Origin of the sequence: Enterobacter sp. Tr-810, from assembly GCF_011752765.1 — a bacterium.
GTDB lineage: Bacteria > Pseudomonadota > Gammaproteobacteria > Enterobacterales > Enterobacteriaceae > Enterobacter > Enterobacter soli.
Genome location: NZ_VWWW01000009.1, coordinates 182,281 through 203,772, shown reverse-complemented (window position 1 = coordinate 203,772; position 21,492 = coordinate 182,281). Strand labels below are relative to the sequence as shown.

Annotated in this window: 15 protein-coding genes; 12 read left to right on the top strand and 3 right to left on the bottom strand. The window is 54.9% G+C overall.

Features of this window, described 5'->3' with window-relative positions:
* Positions 1-212: 212 nt before the first annotated feature.
* The 9 genes from murB (at position 213) to F3J30_RS21110 (ending at position 13,919) form a co-directional block, all read left to right on the top strand.
* Positions 213-1,241, top strand: a complete 1,029-nt coding sequence (gene murB, locus F3J30_RS21150; protein ID WP_166718479.1) for a UDP-N-acetylmuramate dehydrogenase — start codon at positions 213-215, stop codon at positions 1,239-1,241.
* Positions 1,238-2,200 carry a bifunctional biotin--[acetyl-CoA-carboxylase] ligase/biotin operon repressor BirA gene (birA, locus tag F3J30_RS21145; protein ID WP_166718478.1) on the top strand — a complete coding sequence of 321 codons (963 nt, stop codon included), beginning with the start codon at positions 1,238-1,240 and terminating at the stop codon, positions 2,198-2,200. The genes murB and birA overlap by 4 nt, the downstream gene beginning before the upstream one ends.
* A 520-nt stretch (positions 2,201-2,720) precedes the next feature.
* Complete coding sequence (gene bcsO / locus F3J30_RS21140; protein WP_166718477.1) at positions 2,721-3,227, top strand: cellulose biosynthesis protein BcsO; 507 nt, start codon at positions 2,721-2,723, stop codon at positions 3,225-3,227.
* Positions 3,218-4,021: a cellulose biosynthesis protein BcsQ gene (bcsQ, locus tag F3J30_RS21135; protein ID WP_014072234.1), complete on the top strand. Its 804-nt coding sequence runs from the start codon at positions 3,218-3,220 to the stop codon at positions 4,019-4,021. Before bcsO ends, bcsQ (F3J30_RS21135) begins: the two co-directional genes overlap by 10 nt.
* An 18-nt stretch (positions 4,022-4,039) precedes the next feature.
* Positions 4,040-6,145 (top strand): UDP-forming cellulose synthase catalytic subunit, encoded by a 2,106-nt coding sequence (gene bcsA / locus F3J30_RS21130; protein WP_166718476.1) that lies wholly within the window; start codon positions 4,040-4,042, stop codon positions 6,143-6,145.
* Positions 6,142-8,421 carry a cellulose biosynthesis cyclic di-GMP-binding regulatory protein BcsB gene (gene bcsB, locus F3J30_RS21125; RefSeq protein ID WP_166718475.1) on the top strand — a complete coding sequence of 760 codons (2,280 nt, stop codon included), beginning with the start codon at positions 6,142-6,144 and terminating at the stop codon, positions 8,419-8,421. Before bcsA (F3J30_RS21130) ends, bcsB begins: the two co-directional genes overlap by 4 nt.
* Positions 8,418-12,443, top strand: a complete 4,026-nt coding sequence (locus F3J30_RS21120) for a cellulose biosynthesis protein BcsC (protein WP_166718474.1) — start codon at positions 8,418-8,420, stop codon at positions 12,441-12,443. Before bcsB ends, F3J30_RS21120 begins: the two co-directional genes overlap by 4 nt.
* Positions 12,440-12,922, top strand: a complete 483-nt coding sequence (gene bcsD / locus F3J30_RS21115) for a cellulose biosynthesis protein BcsD (protein ID WP_348771123.1) — start codon at positions 12,440-12,442, stop codon at positions 12,920-12,922. Before F3J30_RS21120 ends, bcsD begins: the two co-directional genes overlap by 4 nt.
* 7 nt (positions 12,923-12,929) lie before the next feature.
* Entirely contained in the window at positions 12,930-13,919 is a 990-nt protein-coding gene (locus F3J30_RS21110; protein ID WP_166718473.1) for a glycosyl hydrolase family 8, read from the top strand.
* Positions 13,920-14,325: 406 nt separating this feature from the next.
* On the opposite strand, the gene bcsG is transcribed toward F3J30_RS21110, so the two are convergent.
* The 3 genes from bcsG to bcsE are packed head-to-tail and all read right to left on the bottom strand — an operon-like array spanning position 14,326 to position 17,751.
* Positions 14,326-16,005: a cellulose biosynthesis protein BcsG gene (gene bcsG / locus F3J30_RS21105; protein ID WP_166718472.1), complete on the bottom strand. Its 1,680-nt coding sequence runs from the start codon at positions 16,003-16,005 to the stop codon at positions 14,326-14,328.
* A complete protein-coding gene (bcsF, locus tag F3J30_RS21100; RefSeq protein ID WP_014072227.1) occupies positions 15,998-16,192 on the bottom strand; it encodes a cellulose biosynthesis protein BcsF in 195 nt (64 codons plus the stop codon). Before bcsF ends, bcsG begins: the two co-directional genes overlap by 8 nt.
* Positions 16,189-17,751: a cellulose biosynthesis c-di-GMP-binding protein BcsE gene (bcsE, locus tag F3J30_RS21095; protein WP_166718471.1), complete on the bottom strand. Its 1,563-nt coding sequence runs from the start codon at positions 17,749-17,751 to the stop codon at positions 16,189-16,191. The genes bcsF and bcsE overlap by 4 nt, the downstream gene beginning before the upstream one ends.
* 172 nt (positions 17,752-17,923) lie before the next feature.
* Between bcsE and bcsR the strand changes: the two genes are divergently transcribed.
* From bcsR to bcsA (F3J30_RS21080), 3 genes are read left to right on the top strand one after another with little or no spacing between them, the layout of a single operon-like run.
* Positions 17,924-18,112: a cellulose biosynthesis protein BcsR gene (gene bcsR / locus F3J30_RS21090; protein ID WP_014072225.1), complete on the top strand. Its 189-nt coding sequence runs from the start codon at positions 17,924-17,926 to the stop codon at positions 18,110-18,112.
* A gap of 11 nt (positions 18,113-18,123) precedes the next feature.
* The gene (bcsQ, locus tag F3J30_RS21085; protein WP_166718470.1) at positions 18,124-18,876 is read left to right on the top strand and encodes a cellulose biosynthesis protein BcsQ; all 753 of its coding nucleotides are present in this window, start codon (positions 18,124-18,126) and stop codon (positions 18,874-18,876) included.
* On the top strand, positions 18,873-21,488 hold the full coding sequence (gene bcsA / locus F3J30_RS21080; RefSeq protein ID WP_166718469.1) for a UDP-forming cellulose synthase catalytic subunit: 2,616 nt from the start codon (positions 18,873-18,875) through the stop codon (positions 21,486-21,488). Before bcsQ (F3J30_RS21085) ends, bcsA (F3J30_RS21080) begins: the two co-directional genes overlap by 4 nt.
* The last annotated feature ends 4 nt before the right edge of the window (positions 21,489-21,492 follow it).

Below are 21,492 nucleotides of genomic sequence, written 5' to 3'. Positions count from 1 at the left end.
GCCGAACTCAGAAGTGAAACGCCGTAGCGCCGATGGTAGTGTGGGGTCTCCCCATGTGAGAGTAGGGAACTGCCAGGCATCAAATCAGTGAAGAGGCCATCCGCAAGGATGGCCTTTTTGCGTTTTTATCCTCTCCTGGTATCCATAAACTAATCACCCATCTTTCCCTATATACGGTAAACTATCCCGGTTTTTGCATCAGGATAGCGTCTATGAATCACTCCCTTAAGCCCTGGAATACCTTTGGTATTCAGCGGAATGCTAACGAAATTGTACGTGCCGAAAATGCCCAGCAACTGCTGACTGCATGGCAAAACGCAACTGAAAACAGTGAACCTGTACTGATTCTGGGCGAAGGAAGTAATGTCCTGTTTCTCGACGACTTTGCGGGCACCGTGATCGTCAACCGCATCATGGGTATTGATGTCGAAGAAAGCGCCGATAGCTGGCATCTGCATGTGGGTGCCGGGGAAAACTGGCATCATCTGGTGCAATACACCCTGGAAAAAGGGATGCCAGGCCTGGAAAACCTTGCGTTGATACCGGGGTGCGCCGGATCCTCACCCATTCAAAACATCGGTGCCTATGGCATTGAACTTAAACATGTTTGTGAATATGTCGACTGCATCGAGCTGGCAACCGGTAACGCTCTGCGTTTGACTGCTGAACAGTGTCGTTTTGGTTATCGTGACAGCATTTTCAAGCATGAATACCAGGATCGCTACGTGATTGTGGCCGTTGGCCTGCGCCTGGCGAAAAGCTGGAACCCGATTCTGACCTATGGCGATTTAACGCGTCTTGACCCGGCCACTGTCACCGCACGTGAAGTGTTTGAGTCTGTTTGCCACATGCGAATGACCAAACTCCCCGATCCGAAAGTGAACGGAAATGCAGGTAGTTTCTTCAAAAACCCGGTAATTAGCGGCGAAAATGCAAAAGCGTTTCTTGCGGGCTGGCCAACGGCGCCACATTATCCGCAGGCCGATGGCAGCGTTAAGCTGGCTGCGGGCTGGCTCATCGATCAGTGCCAGTTAAAAGGTGCCACGATGGGCGGCGCCGCAGTGCATCGCCAGCAGGCCCTGGTTCTGATTAACCAGGATAATGCGACCGGCAGCGATGTTGTGCAGCTGGCACACCATGTACGTCAGTGTGTGGGCGAAAAATTCAACGTCTGGCTCGAACCAGAAGTCCGCTTCATTGGTCGTTCTGGTGAAGTGAATGCCGTGGAGGCCATTGCGTGAAGGACAATACCATTCCATTAACCCTGATCAGTATCCTTGCTGATGGTGAATTTCACTCTGGCGAGCAGCTGGGTGAGCGCCTGGGGATGAGTCGTGCCGCTATTAACAAGCACATTCAGACTCTCCGCGACTGGGGTGTTGATGTCTTTACGGTACCGGGAAAAGGCTACAGCCTGCCGGAGCCGATTCAACTCCTGAATGAAGAGCTGATCGGCAGTCAGATTGAGCATGGTAAGGTTGCCGTCCTGCCCGTCATCGACTCTACCAACCAGTATCTTCTGGATCGCCTGAGTGAGCTACAGTCGGGTGATGCCTGCGTAGCGGAATATCAGCAGGCTGGCCGTGGGCGTCGTGGCCGTAAGTGGTTCTCACCTTTTGGGGCCAACCTGTATCTCTCTATGTACTGGCGTCTTGAGCAGGGGCCCGCCGCTGCGATTGGCCTGAGTCTGGTCATTGGGATCGTGATGGCTGAAGTTCTGCATGATCTGGGTGCGGATAAAGTCCGGGTTAAATGGCCAAACGATCTCTATCTTGAAGATCGTAAACTCGCCGGAATTTTGGTCGAATTAACAGGTAAAACCGGGGATGCTGCACAGATCGTGATTGGTGCAGGCGTAAACCTGGTGATGCGTAATGTGCAGGCCGATGTGGTAAATCAGGCCTGGACTAACCTACAGGAAGCGGGGATCACCATCGATCGCAACACGCTTGCGGTACGGCTGATTAAAGAGCTTCGCGATTCGTTATCGCTGTTTGAACAGGAAGGGCTGGCACCGTTCCTCTCTCGTTGGGAAAGGCTGGATAACTTTATCAACCGACCGGTAAAACTGCTGATTGGCGAGAAGGAGATTTACGGTATCTCTCGCGGAATTGATGCGCAGGGCGCATTGCTTCTTGAGCAGGATGGCATGATTAAGCCCTGGGTTGGTGGGGAAATCTCGCTACGCAGCGCTGAATAAAATCCGGGAGCCACTGGCTCCCTTTTTTTTCGCCTCTCCCCCTCCAGAAAATAGTAGGCAGGAGATAATTTCAGTCAGAAGAAAGAGTTAAGCTAAATTATTAAAAACTAACGCTGAAAAAGTATTTCTAAATATTTCTCTGGGTAACATTTTATTAAAACAAGAATCATCTTAATTGGATTTTAATACCGTTATATCTGTTTTTATTGATTCAATACGCTGCCTGGTGATATCTCTTTGATTATAAGCTCCATTCTGACGGCAATATGAAGTCAAAACCCCTCCATATTTTTTACCTTAAAAAACAGATAGCATGTGCACTGTTGATGTTAATGCTATTGCCGATAATAAGCCGCGTGGAAGCAAAGCCGTAATTTATACACGCCAATAATATGCGTACGGTATAACCGTAACGTTACTGTGCACCTACACCTGAATAAATACATCCATTGATCGTACATGACCACTGAAGTCAAACCGTGGCAGGTGCATTATTGTTTTGTAAATCATGAGTATAACTATGAATCATTATGATGATTTGCAGCGATTTAAGGATAAAACGCGTAGCCAGGCGCTCGATTTTAAGGATTTCTCAGCTCAGAGCCATGCGCAGGAACAGGGAAACTGGGCGATTATCAACCAGCTTCTTCCTGCCACTGAAGTTAATTCACTTGCTGCTGGCGGACATGTTTCACTGTCAGCTCCTCAGCCGGTCACGGAAGAGACATTTGCGGTGAGCGAACTCACTCCAGTGCCACAGGCTCAGGTCGTCGAGCTTGCACCCGCGCCGGTGTCCTCGATCCTGCAAGGGGTGGATGAGCAACTGGCGTCAACGCCCCGGCAGGCACCTGCCATACCGACACCTACACCTGCCCGGGTTCAGGTATCACATCCCGTCACGGAACCAGAACAAGGGGCTGTCGACTTTACTCGTCTGTTTGCCCCTGCGACCACAAAACCTGCCCCTGCGGCTGAGAAAAACCAGCCACTAAATTCACTGCTGGAAAGGATTGCCACATGCCGTTAGTTTGCGTTTGTTCACCGAAAGGTGGTGTGGGTAAAACCACCATGACCGCCAATCTGGCGTATGCACTTGCGCGCGCGGGGAGCAAAGTTCTGGCTCTGGATTTTGATGTGCAAAACGCGCTGCGCCTGCACTTTGGGGTTCCCCTTTCCGATAGCCGTGGCTACGTTGCCAGGGCGGCTGAGTCTTCGGACTGGAGCCAGTTTGTGCTGACCGCTGGGGGTAACATCTTTGTCCTGCCTTATGGCGATGCGACCGAGCCGCAGCGTCTGGCATTTGAAGAGCGTCTTACGCATGACGAGCACTTCCTGACCCGTGGGCTGAGCACGCTGTTGAACTATCCGGGGCTGATTATCATTGCAGATTTTCCTCCTGGCCCAACGCCTGCGCTGAAAGCGATGTCCCGCCTGGCCGATCTCCATCTGGTGACGTTACTGGCCGATACGGCGTCGTTATCGTTGCTGCCGCAGATTGAAAACCAACGCCTGACCGGCGGGGTGCTCAATCAGAAAGCCGGTCATTACTTCGTGCTTAACCAGAGCGATAACCGCCGCCAAATCAGCCGCGATGTGACGGCCTTTGTCGAGAACAAGCTAGGCGAAAAGCTGCTTGGCGTCGTTCACCGGGATGAAAGCGTGGGTGAGGCTAACGCCTCCCAGCAATCCGTTTTCGATTTTAGCCCGGCATCCGCAGCGGCTTTCGATATTGAGCTTATTGCCAAAAAAGTCGCAGGCATCCTCGGGGTGAAAGTGGGCGACGGTACGGTACATACCCTTCCGCGTATGTCGGGGTTCTAATTCCACGCAGGGTTTCCTATGAAAAAGTTACTCATTATTTTGCTGGTACTGGCAATGGTTCCTGTCGCCTTGCTGGTTGTCATTACCCCGATGGATAGCCAAAAGCAGTATATATTTGGCCTGATTAGCATCGGCCTGCTGTTTTTAATGGGATTCAGTAAAAAGCGAAGCATTTCAGTGATTATGGTGGTGATGTCATTATTGATGTCCACCCGCTATATGTATTTTCGCCTGACGCAAACCCTGCATTTTAATTCAGAGATTGAAACCATCCTTGGCATGGGGTTATTTCTGGCAGAGGTCTACGTCTGGGTGCTATTACTGCTGAATTATTTGCAGACTATCTGGCCGCTGAAACGCGAAATTGTGCCTTTGCCGGATGACATGTCGTTGTGGCCAACGGTTGATGTCTATATTCCTACGTACAATGAGTCGCTGGATGTGGTGCGCGACACCGTGCTGGCTGCGCAGTGTATCGATTATCCGCGCGACAAAATGAAGATCTATCTGCTTGATGACGGGAAACGCCGGGAGTTTGCGGTGTTTGCGGCGGATGTCGGCGTGGGTTACATCACGCGTAACGATAACTCCCATGCCAAGGCGGGCAACCTCAACCATGCGATGAAGCTGACTCAAGGTGAGCTGATCACCGTATTCGACTGCGACCACGTCGCCACGCGCATCTTCCTGCAAGCCACGGTCGGTGGATTCCTTAAAGATCCAAAACTGGCGCTGGTCCAAACGCCTCATTACTTCTACTCCCCAGACCCGTTTGAACGTAACCTCTCTGTCGGGCGTAATATCCCGAACGAAGGCACGCTGTTCTATGGCCCTATCCAGCAGGGTAACGATAACTGGAACGCGACCTTCTTCTGCGGCTCTTGTGCGGTCATTCGTCGTAGTGCACTGGAAGAGATCGGCGGTTTTGCTGTGGAAACCGTCACCGAAGATGCCCACACTGCGCTGAAGATGCAACGTCTGGGCTGGAAGTCGGCGTTCCTGGATATTCCGCTGGCTGCCGGTCTTGCCACCGAGCGTCTGGTATTGCATGTGATTCAACGTACCCGCTGGGCACGCGGGATGACGCAGATTTTCCGTCTGGATAACCCGTTGTTTGGCCGGGGTCTGACTATTCAGCAGCGTCTGTGTTACCTGAGCGCGATGCTCTATTACCAGTTTGCCTTACCGCGTATCGCGTTTTTGACCGCGCCGCTGGCGTATCTGCTGTTCAACCTCAATATCATTCACTCGTCGGCGAGCCTGGTCTTTGCCTACGCATTGCCGCATCTGTTCCTGGCGATATACATCAACTCGCGCATGAACGGGCGCTACCGTTACAGCTTCTGGGGTGAAATCTACGATCTGGTGCTGGCGTTCCATCTGGTGCTGCCAACGGTTGTCACCATGTTCTTCCCGAAACGCGGCAAGTTTAACGTGACCGACAAGGGCGCTCTGCTGGACGTCGGCTACTTTGATTTCAGGGTTGTTCGCCCGCATCTGGTGATTGCCATTCTGTTGGGTATCGGCGTGATTGCAGGGATTGTCCGCGCCTTCGCGCATGACTACTACGGCGTTGACCCACGCGTTATTGCACTTAACGTGGGCTGGGGACTCTACAGCCTGATCTTCCTGCTGGCGGCCATTGCGGTGGCGCGTGAAACGCGGCAGACGCGCAAGACGATTCGTATTGATGTCACCATTCCGGTGCTTATCCACTACGCCAGCGGCATCTCTTCCCGTAGCCAGACGGCCGATCTGTCAATGGGCGGCTGCCGTATTGAGCTGCCAGACGATCGTCATCTGACCGATGAGATTGAAGAAATTGAGCTGCTGCTGCAATCAGGGGCGATCAGCATCCCGGTGAAAGTGGTCACGACGGATGAACGCTATATCCGCCTGATGTTCGACGATATCCCGCTGTCACGACGCCGCGAACTGGTGCGTGTGGTACTGGCGCGCGCCGATGCATGGATCCAGCCGCCAAAACCGCAGGACAATCCATTCCGCTCGCTGGCGACCATTGTCCGCTGTGTGTTCGATCTGTTCTGGATGACCTGGAAAACCCGCCGTGCTAATCGCCGCACGCAGGCAAAAGTGCAGGTTCAGGAGGACGGCAACGCATGAAACGTCTGACAACACTCACCCTGCTGGCGGCGTCGTTGTTTGCGCTGCCACTGCACAGTGAGGAAACCACAGTAGCGTCGTTATTGCCGGTTGAAATGCCCGCACCCGCCGCGCCTGCTGCATCCTTTGCCCCCACCTCGGTGAATACCATCAGCGTGGCGCAAATGGGGCAACCGCAGGGGATTGTGCTGAGCGGCGGCCAGTTGCAGGGCGGTACGCGCTTTACCCTGCCGGTCGATCAGGTGGTCACTAACGCGCAGCTTTTACTGAATCTTAAAGTTTCTCCGGCGATGGCCACGCGCAATGCCACTATGCAGCTGATGCTTAACGGGCAGCCGCTTGGCACGGTGCCGCTCGGCGCGGAAGAGAGCGATGTTTCACGATTCCAGCTGGATATCCCCTCTGCGCTGCTGGTCTCCAGCAACAGCCTGAGCTTTAAGATTAACGATGGCGATGCGATGCAGTGCCAGCGTGACCTGACGGATAAATATCGCGTGACGGTTCTGCCTGATTCCCGTTTTGAACTGGAAGGGCAGCAGCTGGATATTGGCGCTGATTTAAGCCACTTCCCGCGTCCGTTCTTTGACAGTATGCAGATGACGCCAGCCACTATTGCCTTTGCGTTCGGGGCAGGTCTTAGCAGCGATACGCTCAGCGCGGCGGCACTGATCTCTTCCTGGCTGGGGATTCAGGCAGATTATCGCGGTGTCTCCTTTGCCGCGCTGAATGACACGCTACCAGAGAAAAACGGCATTCTGATTGGCCATCCTGGCGAGAAGATTGGCGGCATGACCTTGCCGCAAACCACTCAGCCGATGCTGCAAATTGTCGATAACCCTGCAAACCCGGTTTATAAGCTGCTGCTGGTTGTGGGTAAGGATGAAGCGGCGCTGCGTACCGCGGCATGGCGGCTGACGCGTGGTAACTTTGCGCTGCAAACTGCCAGCCTCTCGCTGCCGGTGCAGAAGATCCCGGTAAGCAAACCTTATGATGCCCCGCGCTGGATCCCAACGGATCGTCCGGTGAAGCTGTCAGAGCTGATCCGTAAAGATCAAAGCCTGACCGTCACCGGGATCTGGCATCCACCGCTGCGCGTGGCTTTCCGCGCAGCACCGGATCTGTTCCTGTGGGATGGCGAAACCATTCCGCTGCACATTGGTTATCGTTTCCCCACCGAAAACTGGATTGACGAAAACAAGTCCTGGCTCAGCATGACGCTCAACGACACCTTCCTGCATAACCTGCCGGTGAACAAGCAAGGTGCGCTGGAAACCCTCTGGCACAAGGTGGGCGGCGATGCGCGGCAGGAGAAATTCGATATGCCGCTGGAGCCGTACATGATTTACGGCGACAACCAGCTTTCGCTCTATTTCAACATTACGGCAAAAGAGAACGCGCCGTGCAGCGTACTGCTGAACAACAACATCAAGAGCCGTATTGACGAGGATTCGTGGATCGATCTGAGTCATACGCGTCACTTCGCGTTGATGCCAAACCTCTCTTACTTTGTCGGTGCGTCGTTCCCGTTCACCCGTATGGCGGATTACTCGGAAACGGTATTGCTGTTGCCGGAACACCCGACGGAAACCCAGGTCGCAACGCTGCTGGACATGGCGGCACGCTCAGGGAACGCCACCGGTGCTGCGCTGTACAACAACCGCGTTGTGATGGGTGTGCCCACGGCAGGCGGCAACCTGGAGCTGCTGCGTACCCGCGATGTGCTTGCCGTTAGCGGGATGGCTCAGCATGACTTCAACCAGGCGCTGCTCAGCAGTTCGCCGTTTACTTCACACGACAACACCCTGGGCGTGCGTGAGCCGACAACCTGGCAGAAGCTGCAACGCTGGCTCGCCGGAGACTGGACCTCTGATGGTGTAGACGCTGACCGCTACTTCTCTTCCAACGAAGCCTGGCGCGGGTTTGTGAGCTTCCGCTCGCCGTGGAACAGCGACCGGCTGGTGGTGATGGCGCTGGGCAGTAATGACGATCAGCTTTCACGCCTGCATGAGGATTTAACCTCAGCACGTATCAACGCCGGTATTCGTGGCGATGCGGCGATTATCACCAACGAAAACGGCGTGCGCAGTTTCCGCGTTGGGTCGCAGTTCCCGAGCGGGCAAATGCCGATGCAAATGATGATTGTCTGGTATGCCAACCAGCATTCGGCGCTGCTGGCCATTCTTGGGCTGATTATCAGTTCGCTGACCGGGCTGGCGCTTTATGCCTTCCTGAAAAAGCGTGCGCATAAGCGCCTGAACCCGGAGACAGGAAAGTGAAAAAAATAACAATTAAATCGGCTATCTGCCTTTCCGGTGTGCTGACGTTTGGTAGCACGGCATTTGCGGCGCAGAACGATGCAGCGTTGAAAGCGCTGTTCGACCAGGCAAATTACTGGCATGAAAAATCCCATGACGATCTGGCCAGCGAGTCGCTGAAAAAAGTGTTGATGGTGGATGCCAACAACACTCAGGCCCTCTATCTGATGGCATTGTGGGCGCAGCAAAATGGCGATTTACAAACCGCGGCCCAGTGGCGCGCACGGCTGGCAAAAGTCTCGCCAGGCGATGCCGGATTACAGGCGCTGGATAACGCCAGGCAGATGACCCAGGTGCCGCAGGGGACGTTAACTCTGGCGCGTCAGCAGGCGCGTAGCGGCAATATTCCTGCGGCGCTCGATACCTGGAAAACGCTGTTTAATGGTGATACCCCACCGGCAAGCCTTGCGCCGGAATATTATCAGACGATGGGCAGCGACAAGGCGCTCTATCCTCAGGCGCTGGCAGAACTACAGCGCTTCTCGGCACAGAACCCGCAGGATAACGCGGCGCGCGTGGCGCTGGGGAAAATGCTCACCTGGCGGGAAGAGACTCGGCGTGACGGGATGATGCAGTTACAGGAGATGGCCAGCGGCAGTAAAGATGCCGATGCCGGGCTGCGTCAGGCGTTGTTATGGCTGGGGCCAAAACCGGGTGACGAGCAGTTCTATGATACCTGGTTGCAACGCCATCCGCAGGATAGCGAAGTGCAAGCGTACTACCGTAAAAACGTGGGCGGCGCGGCAAAAGGCGAAGGGTTTACCGCCCTGAACAGCGGCAATACCGATGCGGCAAAGCGCCAGTTTGAGCAGGTGCTGCAAACCAACCCGCAGGATGCCGATGCCCTGGCCGGGATGGGGTATATCGCACAGCGTAAAGGGGATTATCAGGCAGCGGCACAGTATCTTGGGCGTGCGGCAAGTCAGGGCGGTGACGCCTCTGCACAGCGTCAGGCTCAGGCGGATGACGCGGCATTTTACGGCCAGCTTGCCCAGGCTCAGCAGGCGCTGAAAGAGGGCAATATTAGCCAGGCGCTTGCGCTCTCGGCACCTCTTGCCCAGCAAACAGGCGAGCGGGGGACGGCTGCCAAACTGTTCCGTGCCGATGTGCTGCGGCATAACAAAGACTACCCGCAGGCGGAACAGATCCTGCGTGAAATGGTGAACAACCAGCCGCAAAACGGCGCGGCGCGCGAAAACCTCTATTACGTCCTGAAAGAGCAAAACAAAACGGATGACGCGCAGGCCATATTACGCACCTTACCGGCCTCGCTTCAGGCGAAACTTCAGCCGCGCGTGGTGACCGGTTTGCCGGGGGATCCTGTACGTCGTCAGGCACAACAGGCTGTCGATAGCGGGAATACGCAACAGGCGATCGCGATCCTGCGTCAGGGCGTTGCCCGTTTGCCGGACGATCCGTGGCTGCGTCTTGATCTGGCGCGTCTGCTGCAAAAATCGGGTGCGGATGGTGAAGCGGCGTCGGTGATGCAACCTGCGTCGCGTCCGGGCGCCGGAGCCAGCGCACTGTATGCATCCGCTCTGTTTGCCAGCGAAAACGATGCCTGGCAACAGGCACAAACCTTGTTGTCGCGGGTTTCTCCCGCCAGCCAGACACCGCAAATGCGTGAGCTATCGCAGCGGGTGAATTACAACCTGCAAATGGCTACCGCTGAGCGCTATCTGGCGCAGGGCAATGGGGTTGCGGCGGCTAACACGCTGAAAACGTTGTCATCGCGTCCACCGGAAAGCCCGGCAGATGCAGGCAAGCTGGCCAGAATGTTGGCGCAAAGCGGCGACCTCACGGGTGCGGTAGCGGTAGTGCGCAACAATATGAACGACGGGGTGAAAGGGAATGCGGGCGACTATGCCGATCAGGTTGCTGTACTGAACCAGGCCGGGCTGAACGGCGAAGCACAGCGTTTCCTGGCAAACCCGGAGCTGCTCTCGCGCAGTACGCCAACACAGCTGGCGGGCGTGCGTAATGGCTATGTAATCAACGAAGCGGATCAACTTCGCGAGCAGGGTAACTACGCGGCAGCCTACGACAAACTGATCCGCGCGCTGCAAAGCGATCCGCAAAATACCGATCTGATGTTTGCGATGGCGCGTCTTTACCAGACCGGCAAGATGAACAAAGAAGCGGGCGTGGTTTATGACTACCTGATGACGCGCGATACGCCGGATCAGGATGCGCGCGTGGGTGCAATCGATGTTGCGCTGGCACAAGACAATGTCGTGAAGGCGAAGCAACTGGCGAATGGACTGCAAACCAACAACTCGCCGCAGCGTTTGCTGTTGCTGGCGCGTCTGGAAGAGGCGCAGGGTAATCACCAGCAGGCGATGACCTATCTGCGTAGCGCACGCGGTAAGCTGGTGGGGCTGGAGTCCACCAACAGCGCTGCCACGCCGACGATGGGCGGCCTGCTGCTGGCAGACAACCCGTTTGTCAGCACCAGCCGTACCACTCAGGCGGCGGGGGCCACGGTGTCCAGCGAAAGCGCGCTGCCGTGGCAACTGGCGCAAACCGCACGCGAGCCGGGGTCTACGCTGCCAGGCACCACCCGGACCGATCTGCCGCAAGAAACCGTCCAGAGCCGCACCTTGCGTCAGGTGGATGACATGATGCTGCAGATGCAGGATCAAACCGGCACCTGGTTGCAGGGCGGCGTACAAATTCGTGGCCGCGACGGTGAATCGGGAACCAGCAAGCTCACGGAAGCGAAAGCGCCGCTTACCTGGTCCAGCTCGCCGTTTGGCGAGTCGCGCTTTGAATTTACCGCAACCCCGGTCACGCTCAGCGCTGGCAGCGCCAGCGGCGATGCGTGGCGTCGCTTTGGTTCAAACCCGTTGGCTAATGCAGCATCGAACGTGATTTCTACCGTCACCAACGAGCAAAAATCCCTGGCGGCGATGAGTGCTACCGAGAGGGCAACGTATCTCGCCAGCCATCCTGAAATGGCGACGATTGATTCTCTCGGCACGCTTAATGCGAGCGACTTTAACCTGACCAGCACCGACGGGCAGCTCAATCTGGCGAAGCTTGGCGCTTACGATGGCGGAGCGGTGGGTGAGTACCTTGAAGCCTCCAGCCTGAAGCCAAACGTGAGCCAGCCAGGCGATGTGTCAACCGATTCGCAAAAAGCGAACGGCGTCGAGCTGAGTATGGCGCTGAGCGGTAAAGATTACCGTATGGACATCGGCAGCACGCCGCTTGGGCAGGACCTGAGTACGCTGGTCGGCGGGGTTAAATGGTCGCCGAAGCTCACCAATTACCTCTCGCTTATCCTGACCGGCGAACGTCGCGCCGTGACCGACAGTCTGCTCTCTTATGTTGGTCTGGAAGACAAGTACTCTGGCAAGACCTGGGGGCGCGTCACTAAAAACGGCGGCAACCTGCAACTCAGCTATGACGATGGCGATGCCGGGTTCTACGTTGGTGGTGGCGGTTACAGCTATCTTGGCGAGAATGTGGCGAGTAACACCAGCGTGAACGCCGGCGCCGGGGTCTATTTACGGCCTTATCATGACGATCTCCGTCAGGTGCAGGCCGGGCTGAGCATGAGCTGGATGGACTTCTCGAAAAACCTGAGCCAGTTCACCTTCGGCCAGGGCGGTTACTTCAGCCCGCAAAACTACGTCAGCGTCGCGTTGCCGGTGGATTACACCCAGAAAATTGATAACTGGAAGCTGAAGCTGGGTGGCTCCGTGGGGTATCAATCGTATAGCCAGGACAGCAGTGACTACTTCCCGACGAAAGACGCCTGGCAGGAGCTGCTTGAAGGGGCGGTTGCCAGTGGTTTCGCCAAAGAGGCCCGCTATAAGAGCAGCTCGGAAAACGGTATTGGCTACACGGTTCGCGCTGGGGTGGATTACAACGTCAACAAAGATATGACCATTGGCGGCAACGTCGGTTATGACACCTTTGGCAGCTATAACGAAAGTACGGCGGGGCTCTATTTCCGCTACATGCTGGGAGATAAGTGATGACACAGAATATGGACAATCCTGCGCTGATGAGCTGGTTTCGCGGCCAGCAAACGCCAGAAGGCTGGTTTGATTTGCTGGCCTTGATGGTCGAAGGAATGGTGAGCAATGTAGGCGAACATGAGAGCCAGCCGTTCTTGCGCCAGATGGGGCACGCGCTGGCGGAGCAATTCCCGCTTCAGCCCTCGGAAACCGTGGGCGAGCTGGAGGCGAATATCAACGGGCAACTGGCCCGTTTTGGCTGGGGCTGTGTGGATATCGCCACCCGCGACACCGATCTGACGCTTCGCCATCAGGGGCTGCCGGTCAGTCGCATAGCGGAACAGCAAAACCGCTGGTGTCATGCCTTCTGTGCAATACTGGAGGGATTATATGCCCACTGGATGCAGGGGCAGGGCGGAAAAGCGCACGTGACAGTGAGTCGCGATCGTCTCTTTTCCATTTCGGACGTTCAGTTCCGCTATTACAATCCACAATGAGTTAATTATGCGAAAGCCCGCATGTGCCGCACTGTTGGTCATGATGAGTGTGTTGGTTTCGCCTTTCTCCCATGCAGGCCAGGCCTGGGTGCAATATAAGGCGCGTTTCTTTATGCCGGATGGCCGGATAGTTGATACCGGCAATGGCAATGTTTCCCATACGGAAGGGCAAGGTTTTGCCATGCTGATGGCCGTGGCGAGCGATGATAAAGCCACCTTCGATAAGCTCTGGCAGTGGACAGACAGCACGCTGAAAAACAAAGACAATGGGCTGTTTTACTGGCGGTATAACCCGGTGGAAGCCAACCCGGTTGCCGATAAAAACAACGCATCTGACGGCGATGTCCTGATTGCATGGGCGCTGTTAAAAGCTGATGCACGCTGGCATGACAAGCGCTACAGCACAGCCTCGGATAGCATCACCAAAGCGCTGATTGCGCACAACGTGATCCGCTATGCGGGATACCGGGTAATGCTGCCTGGCGTCCAGGGGTTTAACCTGAATAGTGAAGTGGTGCTGAATCCTTCTTACTTCGTGTTCCCGGCCTGGCAGGCGTTTGCCGATCGCAGCCATTTACAGGTCTGGCGCGAGCTGATTCAGGACGGACAGCGACTGCTTGGGAAAATGGGGTCGGGTAAAGCGAATTTGCCCACAGACTGGGTATCTCTGGAAGCCGGTGGCAAGCTGGTTCCGGCCAAAGCCTGGGCTCCGCGGATGAGCTATGACGCTATTCGTATTCCGCTTTATATCGCCTGGTTTGATAAACAAAGCTCGTTGCTGACGCCGTGGCGTAGCTGGTTTGGGCAATTCAGTCGCGAGCAAACCCCGGCGTGGGTGAATGTCACAACCAACGAGTACGCGCCGTATATGATGGAAGGAGGGCTGCTGGCCGTTCGTGATTTAACGATGGGGCAGGCGTCTGGCGAACCGGAAATCACGACAAAAGATGATTATTACTCCGCGAGCCTGAAAATGCTGGTGTGGCTCGCAGAGTAGTAATATACGAGCCCCAGTCATTTTTGTCTTAACTCAGTGATGACGTAATATTATTAAAATGAAAGGCTTACAGCGACTCCCTGGTCCGGCTGAAAATCGCCGAAGCGTTTACGGAAGGCCGGGGCGACGCGCATGGATGCGCGGCGAGGGCGGCTTTACAAGGACGTTTCATCCGCCCGTCCCCGATTAGCCTGGAGCAAACGCTGAGGGTATCGCGAAGCGACGATTTTCTTGCCGGGAGCCCGGGTGGTCAGGGCGGTGGCGACTGAGCCGCCCTGACACGTTCACTGGTAGTGTGGTGACAGAGAAGCAGGGAACATAAGGTGAACGGAACGACCACCACAGCCTTATGTTCCCCCTCACCCCAACCCTCTCCCAAAGGGAGAGGGGGCAGAGGGAGTCTTGATTACTGCGGATACGGTACCCAGTCGCCGCCATTCAGACGAACATACGGTTTGTTCTGGTACTGGATAACGACAGCGTTGGCGTTCTCTGATACCTCAGCAGTCTGTGGCAGGCCACTGGTGAGCTGGTTCCAGTTCACGTTATCTTCCACAAACAGCTTACCGTCTACCGCACGAGCCACCAGCTCAGAAATCGCCAGATAGCTGCTTGGCTGAGTGATCTCAATTGGCGCACCCTGATGCGGGGCTTTCATACCGAAGAATTTAATCCCGGCAGGTACGTTGGTAATGGACGGGCTTGGGATATCACGCAGGCCAGACACCTGCATTCTGTCCCCCTTCAGCGCGCCGCCGTGTTCTGGCACAACGACAACCATCACCTTGCGACCTGATTTTTCCAGCTCGGTAAAGAATGCATCCAGTTCATCAAACAGCTTCTGTGCACGAACTTTGTAATCGGCCGTTTTGCTGACGCCCGGGAAGTGGTTACCGTCATGCAGCGGCAGCGTGTTATAGAACGTGGCACTGCGTGGGTTGGCATCTTTCTCAATTGTTTGCAGCCAGCGCTGGAGCACGGCGGTATCGTCGTAAACCGGTGAGCCGTCAAAGCCCAGCAGCGATACCGGCAACCCGGTCTGATCCATCAGCGGCGCTTGCATTCCGCCTTCTTCACGCACTTCTTTCAGGAAGTTGCCGAACTGGCCGTTATGGCCCAGCATCAGGTGCTGCGTAAAGCCCAGTTTTGCCAGATTATCAAACAGATAACATTGGTTTCCTGCTGGCTGGTAGAGATTTTTATGCGATGGCTGACCACAGCTTGCGCGCAGCAGGCGAATCGCCGCCGGGCCGCTGTAAGAGGTGGCGGAGTTGAAATCTTTAAACTGAATATCGAAGTGCGACCACAACGGGTGCGAACTTAAACCGGCTGCATCCACATCGGCCCATGACAGAGAACAGATGTTAATCACCAGCAGCTCGAATGGCTGAGCGTCCGCAGGTAATGCATCCGGGAATTTGGTCTGACGCTTGTCTTCTGCGGTATAGAAGCTTGAAAGCCAGGCATTCAGGTTAGTGGATGTCGGTGGTGACGTCTGCGTTGGAATATCCCCAACGACCGGGTTATCCCCTGCGGTGGCTACCGTTGCGGCGGCGGTGCCACCGGTGGTGGTGACCGTAGTGGTCGGCTGGCCTGCTGGCCATAACGAGAAACCAGGCCCCGCCAGGGTCAGTACGTTAAGCCATATCAGGATGGCCACCACAAACACCGTTACGCGCACCCACTGAGACAAGAACAGCCAGGCAACCAGCAGCACAAAGACTGCCCCAATCATCTGCCAGTTAATAAACCGCTCGGTCAGATCGAGAATGTAGTCCGCGCTAAAGCCCGCTACTTGCGAACCCTGGCTCATAATGCTGTCTGGGCCGGGTAGCCAGGTGTCATGCCAGAACAGAGCAAAGCCTACCGGAATGGCAATCCAGTGGCGCAAACGGTGCAACCTGATGTTAGGGATTGGCATCAACAGGAAGGCCATAAACACCAGGTTAAGCAGGGGGTGGAAATTCAGGTAGCCTGCCCACAACAGACCAAACTTCACCAGAAAATAGAAGTTCCAGCCGGAAAGGCCGCGCCAGTATTGCCAGAGCGGCGATGGCGCCGAATGGGTATAGGTAGAGTTAGTCATGTTTTCGGTTTGCCTTGACGTGCGGAGCCCGTGTCAGTGTTCCGGCTGGTTTAACGTAGCGAGGTTTTACAAACAGCATCCTGGCGGTATTACGAATACGACCCATCGAATGGCGTGCATAGTAGCCGAGCGGGAAAAAAATGAGCGCACAGAGTACGACCAGTTGAATAATGTCGCTGATATTCATGATGATGCGCTCTCCTCATTCCCGGATAACAAGCGAAGTGGTTCAGGTACCCGACGCCAGACGTGCCCGTCATGCTTAGCATTAAGAATGGGGTTGGTGTCGGCAGTCATCGGCAACGGTTTTACCCACTGCTCAGGTGCCAGGGTTCGCATTTGCACCAGCTCGGCGCTGATCAGGCTGTCTTCGAACCAGATCATGCGGTTAGAGAAGATATCTCCTGTGGGTAACGGGAAAATATGGTTCAGGGCGGTGTCGAGATCGTTCACCCGACAGAAGGATAAAAACAGCACCAGACGGTTGTCGCCAATCGTCATGATATCCCCGGAACGGTTCGGGCGGCACAGCGTGAGTGCCTGCTCAACGCGGATACCCGGCACAGGACGCAGGGCAACCATCACCCCTTTTCCGTCTGCCGGCAGCAGCGTGTTGTTCATCATGTTGCTAACGGCATCACAGAAGGTGTCCCATTTTTGATAACCACGCAGTTTCATTGGCTGGGTCATGGACAACAGCGTGGAGATGTCTTCCGGTACGTGGCGGTTAAACTGCTGGCCCTGAATGCTCTCAATCAGCGTCAGGCAGCGTGAAAGCGGGGCATTCCAGGGAACGACCATGTTGGCGCCGCAACCCAGCAGCAAACGTTCGTCCGTTGCGCGCAGGCTGGTATTATTTTCGCGTACCACGATTTTTAACGCGCTACCGCGCTGACGGCGTAATGTGTGAATTTGTCGCGCCAGTGTCTCGATTTGGTTATTTTGCATCAACGAAAAAACAATAGTGGCGGCCTGCGTCGTACGGGCTTCATTAAATAATGCTTCGTTTGTTTCAAACAGTGACCAATTTTCTGAAAGGGCCGGGGCACCTTCTAATACCGCAATCTGGCTGAGAATGCGTTTTTCATCGCTGCGCGGTTGCACCACGGTTTCTTCTTGTTGCGCGACATGCCAATGGCCTTCGATAAGTTTGAGAGTAAGTTGTTGTCGTGCACTCACCCCTTTTTCATTACACCAGAAAGCAATATCGTAAAGAAAACTGTCGGTCTGGTCACGGATACTTGCAAGACCGAAAAGAGAACGATATTCCCCCATTAAAAGCGAGAACAACTTGTCATTATTACTGCCTGGGTTAACGACCAGTAGCGTGCAGTTTTGATTTTTTGCCCATCTATTGATTTTTTCAAGCCAGTGAAGAAGTTTCTCAGTCGGTATATTTTGCAGGGCATTGTTTGAGCATTTAAGAATCACTAAATAGTGATCGGGATCAATAGTGCACTGAATATCGCGGGGCAAAAAGTATAGACTATCTGCCTCGGTTGACATGGAAAATAATTTTACCGTTTGTGGCCCGAGGTCATTCTCAAGCCTAATGATTTTCTTCGGTTCTTCACCCATAGTGATGACGGCAACGCGCGCATCTTTAGTTTGCGCGGCAATCGTGTGATTCACCAGACTGACAGCATCCTCATTGCGATCCGTATTAATCCACCACACTCCTCCGACTGGCATGTGGCGCAATTCGTCCCATAATGACTGGATGCCAATAGAAAATATGGAGTCCACGGTGTCCCTCTTTTCGTCTAATTTATCTGTATCTCAGTTTACTAGCGAAAGCGTAGAAATAAACCTAACATTGAAATTAAAGAACATCAGATTTAGCATGTAAACGAAAATTCGTGGCAGGATGCCTCGCTACATCTGTTCGTGAGATTTTACTCAATGGGATGAGATAAAAATGCATAATAATGAACCCGGAACACCCGTCGACTCGAGTCTGGGGTACACATTCCAAAACGATTTTCTGGCTCTGACTCAGGCGTTTTCATTGCCTGAAATTGATTACACCGATATTTCCCAGCGGGAACAGTTGGCGGCGGCTATTAAACGCTGGCCTTTATTGGCTGAATTTGCCCAACAACAATAAGGGAGCCATTGATGGCCATACTAGGATTACAGGGCGTCCGTGGTGGAGTGGGTACAACATCCATTACCGCGGCGCTGGCGTGGTCATTACAGTTATTAGGTGAATCGGTGCTGGTTATTGATGCCTGCCCGGATAATTTGCTGCGCATGTCTTTCAACGTTGATTTTGACCACCACAATGGCTGGGCGCGCGCGCTGCTTGACGGTAAAGACTGGCAGGATGCAGGTCTGCGCTACACCTCTCAGCTCGATCTGCTCCCCTTTGGGCATCTGACTGCAAAAGAACGTGAGAACGACTACTCAAACCAGCAAACCCTGGAGCAATTCACCTACGCGCTGGAGCGCCTGAAGGAACAGAGTCATTACCAGTGGATTTTGCTGGATCTGCCGCACGGTTATACGCCGCTGACACGCCAGCTCATCAGCTACTGCGATCACATTCTGTCGATTGTGAACGTGGACGCAAACTGCCATATCCGCCTGCATCAGCAAGCGTTGCCCGCAGACGCCCATATTCTGATTAACGATTTACGCATCAGCAGCCAGATTCAGGACGATCTGTACCAGATTTGGCTGCAAACTCAGCGCCGCCTGTTGCCTATGGTGATTCATCGTGACGAAGGGATGGCGGAATGTCTCGCCTCCAAGCAGCCACTTGGTGAATACCGTGGCGATTCACTGGCGGCAGAAGAGATCCTTACGCTGGCGAACTGGTGTCTGTTGCACTTCACTCGTCGTCCAGAGTCGGCCAGGAGTGCTGTATGAGCCGTGTGTCCACCTGGTTGCTCATCCCACCGGTCAGCGCGCGCTTAAGCGAACGTTACCGGCATTACCGTCGACACGGCGCATCGGTGTTAAGCGCTGCGCTTGGCTGTTTCTGGATGATCCTGGCATGGATGTTTATACCGCTCGAACACCCGCGCTGGCAGCGTATTCGTGCGCGCCACAGCGAGCTTTATCCGCACATTAATTCCGACCGCCCGCGGCCGCTGGATCCGGCCCGTTATCTTATTCAGGCCGTCTGGCTGGTGGCCACCATGCCCCGGCAGGAACATAAAGCCCCGCGCTGGCGCAGCTTCGACCGGGTGGCGAATTTACGTGAACGCTACCATCAGTGGCTGGACAGACTGCCCGATAGCGTGAGTGATAAAACCAGCCATCTGGATAACCACAAAGAGCTCGGGCATCTGCATCCGGGCCTGCGGCGTTTTATCCTCGGTGTGATTGTCGTCTTCTCGCTCATTCTGGCGGTGGTCTGTATCACGCAGCCCTTTAACCCGCTGGCACAGTTTACCTTCCTGATCCTGCTGTGGGGCGTGGCGCTGCTGGTCCGGCGTATTCCGGGGCGCTTCTCGGCCCTGATGCTGATTGTGCTGTCGCTGACCGTCTCGTGTCGTTATATCTGGTGGCGTTATACCTCAACGCTTAACTGGGATGATCCGGTCAGCCTGGTGTGCGGTTTGATTCTGCTGTTTGCGGAAACCTATGCATGGATTGTGCTGGTTCTGGGTTACTTCCAGGTTATCTGGCCGCTCAATCGCCAGCCTGTTCCGCTGCCAAAAGACACCACGCAATGGCCGTCTGTTGACCTGTTTGTACCAACCTACAACGAAGACCTGACGGTGGTGAAAAACACCATTTATGCAGCGTTAGGTATCGACTGGCCAAAAGATAAACTCAAAATCTGGATCCTGGATGACGGTGGCCGCGCGGAGTTCCGCCAGTTCGCCGATGAAGTGGGCGTGGAGTATATCGCCCGTACCACCCACGAACATGCGAAAGCCGGGAACATCAACAACGCACTGAAATATGCCAAAGGGGAGTTCGTCTCCATCTTTGACTGCGACCACGTACCGACCCGCTCGTTCCTGCAAATGACGATGGGCTGGTTCCTGAAAGAGAAGCAGCTGGCGATGATGCAGACGCCGCACCACTTCTTCTCGCCGGACCCGTTTGAACGTAACCTCGGGCGTTTTCGTAAAACCCCGAACGAAGGCACGCTGTTCTATGGGCTGGTGCAGGATGGCAACGATATGTGGGATGCCACCTTCTTCTGCGGCTCCTGTGCGGTTATCCGCCGTAAACCGCTGGATGAGATTGGCGGCATTGCCGTAGAAACGGTCACCGAAGATGCCCATACCTCACTGCGTTTACACCGTCGTGGCTATACCTCTGCCTATATGCGTATTCCGCAGGCCGCGGGACTGGCAACCGAGTCGCTTTCCGCCCACATCGGCCAGCGAATTCGCTGGGCGCGCGGCATGGTGCAGATCTTCCGTCTTGATAACCCGCTGGTGGGCAAAGGGTTAAAACTGGCGCAGCGTCTGTGCTACGTCAACGCCATGTTCCACTTCTTATCCGGTATTCCACGGCTTATCTTCCTGACTGCGCCGCTGGCGTTCCTGCTGCTTCACGCTTACATCATCTACGCGCCAGCGCTGATGATTGCGCTGTTTGTTCTGCCGCACATGATCCACGCGAGCCTGACGAACTCGAAGATTCAGGGCAAATATCGCCATTCATTCTGGAGTGAAATCTACGAAACGGTGCTCGCCTGGTATATCGCCCCACCAACGATGGTGGCGCTGATTAATCCGCACAAAGGCAAATTTAACGTCACCGCGAAGGGCGGCCTGGTGGAAGAAGAGTATGTCGACTGGGTGATCTCCCGTCCGTATATCTTCCTGGTGCTGCTGAATATCGTGGGCGTTATCGCCGGTATCTGGCGCTACTTCTACGGCCCGGAAAACGAAATTCTGACCGTGTTCGTGAGTATGGCGTGGGTGTTCTACAACCTGATTATTCTTGGCGGCGCGGTGGCGGTTTCGGTAGAGAGTAAACAGGTGCGTCGCGCGCATCGTGTTGAAATCAGTATGCCTGCGGCAATCGCCCGTGAAGATGGCCATCTCTTCTCCTGTACCGTGCATGACTTCTCTGACGGTGGTCTGGGTATCAAGATAAACGGCCAGGCGAAGGTGCTGGAAGGGCAGAAGGTCAACTTACTGCTTAAACGCGGCCAGCAGGAGTATGTCTTCCCGACGCAGGTTGTACGTGTGTTAGGCAATGAAGTGGGTTTGCAGCTGATGCCGCTGACCAAAAAGCAACATATCGATTTTGTGCAGTGTACGTTTGCCCGCGCGGATACGTGGGCTCTCTGGCAGGACAGCTTCCCGGAAGATAAACCTCTGGAAAGCCTGCTGGATATTCTTAAGCTGGGGTTCCGTGGCTATCGTCACCTTGCAGAATTTGCCCCGTCGTCTGTGAAATTAATTTTCCGGTCACTTACCTCGCTGGTTTCCTGGGTCGTGTCGTTTATTCCACGCCGACCTGAGCGGGAAGAGGCGAAGCAATCGGACCCGGTTATGGCTCAACAATGATGAT

Excerpts from the sequence above, each read along its gene's own strand:
- murB (WP_166718479.1), top strand. The coding sequence starts at position 213 with ATGAATCACTCCCTTAAGCCCTGGAATACCTTTGGTATTCAGCGGAAT.
- bcsO (WP_166718477.1), top strand. The coding sequence starts at position 2,721 with ATGAATCATTATGATGATTTGCAGCGATTTAAGGATAAAACGCGTAGC.
- bcsQ (WP_014072234.1), top strand. The coding sequence starts at position 3,218 with ATGCCGTTAGTTTGCGTTTGTTCACCGAAAGGTGGTGTGGGTAAAACC.
- bcsA (WP_166718476.1), top strand. The coding sequence starts at position 4,040 with ATGAAAAAGTTACTCATTATTTTGCTGGTACTGGCAATGGTTCCTGTC.
- bcsB (WP_166718475.1), top strand. The coding sequence starts at position 6,142 with ATGAAACGTCTGACAACACTCACCCTGCTGGCGGCGTCGTTGTTTGCG.
- F3J30_RS21110 (WP_166718473.1), top strand. The coding sequence starts at position 12,930 with ATGCGAAAGCCCGCATGTGCCGCACTGTTGGTCATGATGAGTGTGTTG.
- bcsG (WP_166718472.1), bottom strand. The coding sequence starts at position 16,005 with ATGACTAACTCTACCTATACCCATTCGGCGCCATCGCCGCTCTGGCAA.
- bcsF (WP_014072227.1), bottom strand. The coding sequence starts at position 16,192 with ATGAATATCAGCGACATTATTCAACTGGTCGTACTCTGTGCGCTCATT.
- bcsR (WP_014072225.1), top strand. The coding sequence starts at position 17,924 with ATGCATAATAATGAACCCGGAACACCCGTCGACTCGAGTCTGGGGTAC.
- bcsQ (WP_166718470.1), top strand. The coding sequence starts at position 18,124 with ATGGCCATACTAGGATTACAGGGCGTCCGTGGTGGAGTGGGTACAACA.
- bcsA (WP_166718469.1), top strand. The coding sequence starts at position 18,873 with ATGAGCCGTGTGTCCACCTGGTTGCTCATCCCACCGGTCAGCGCGCGC.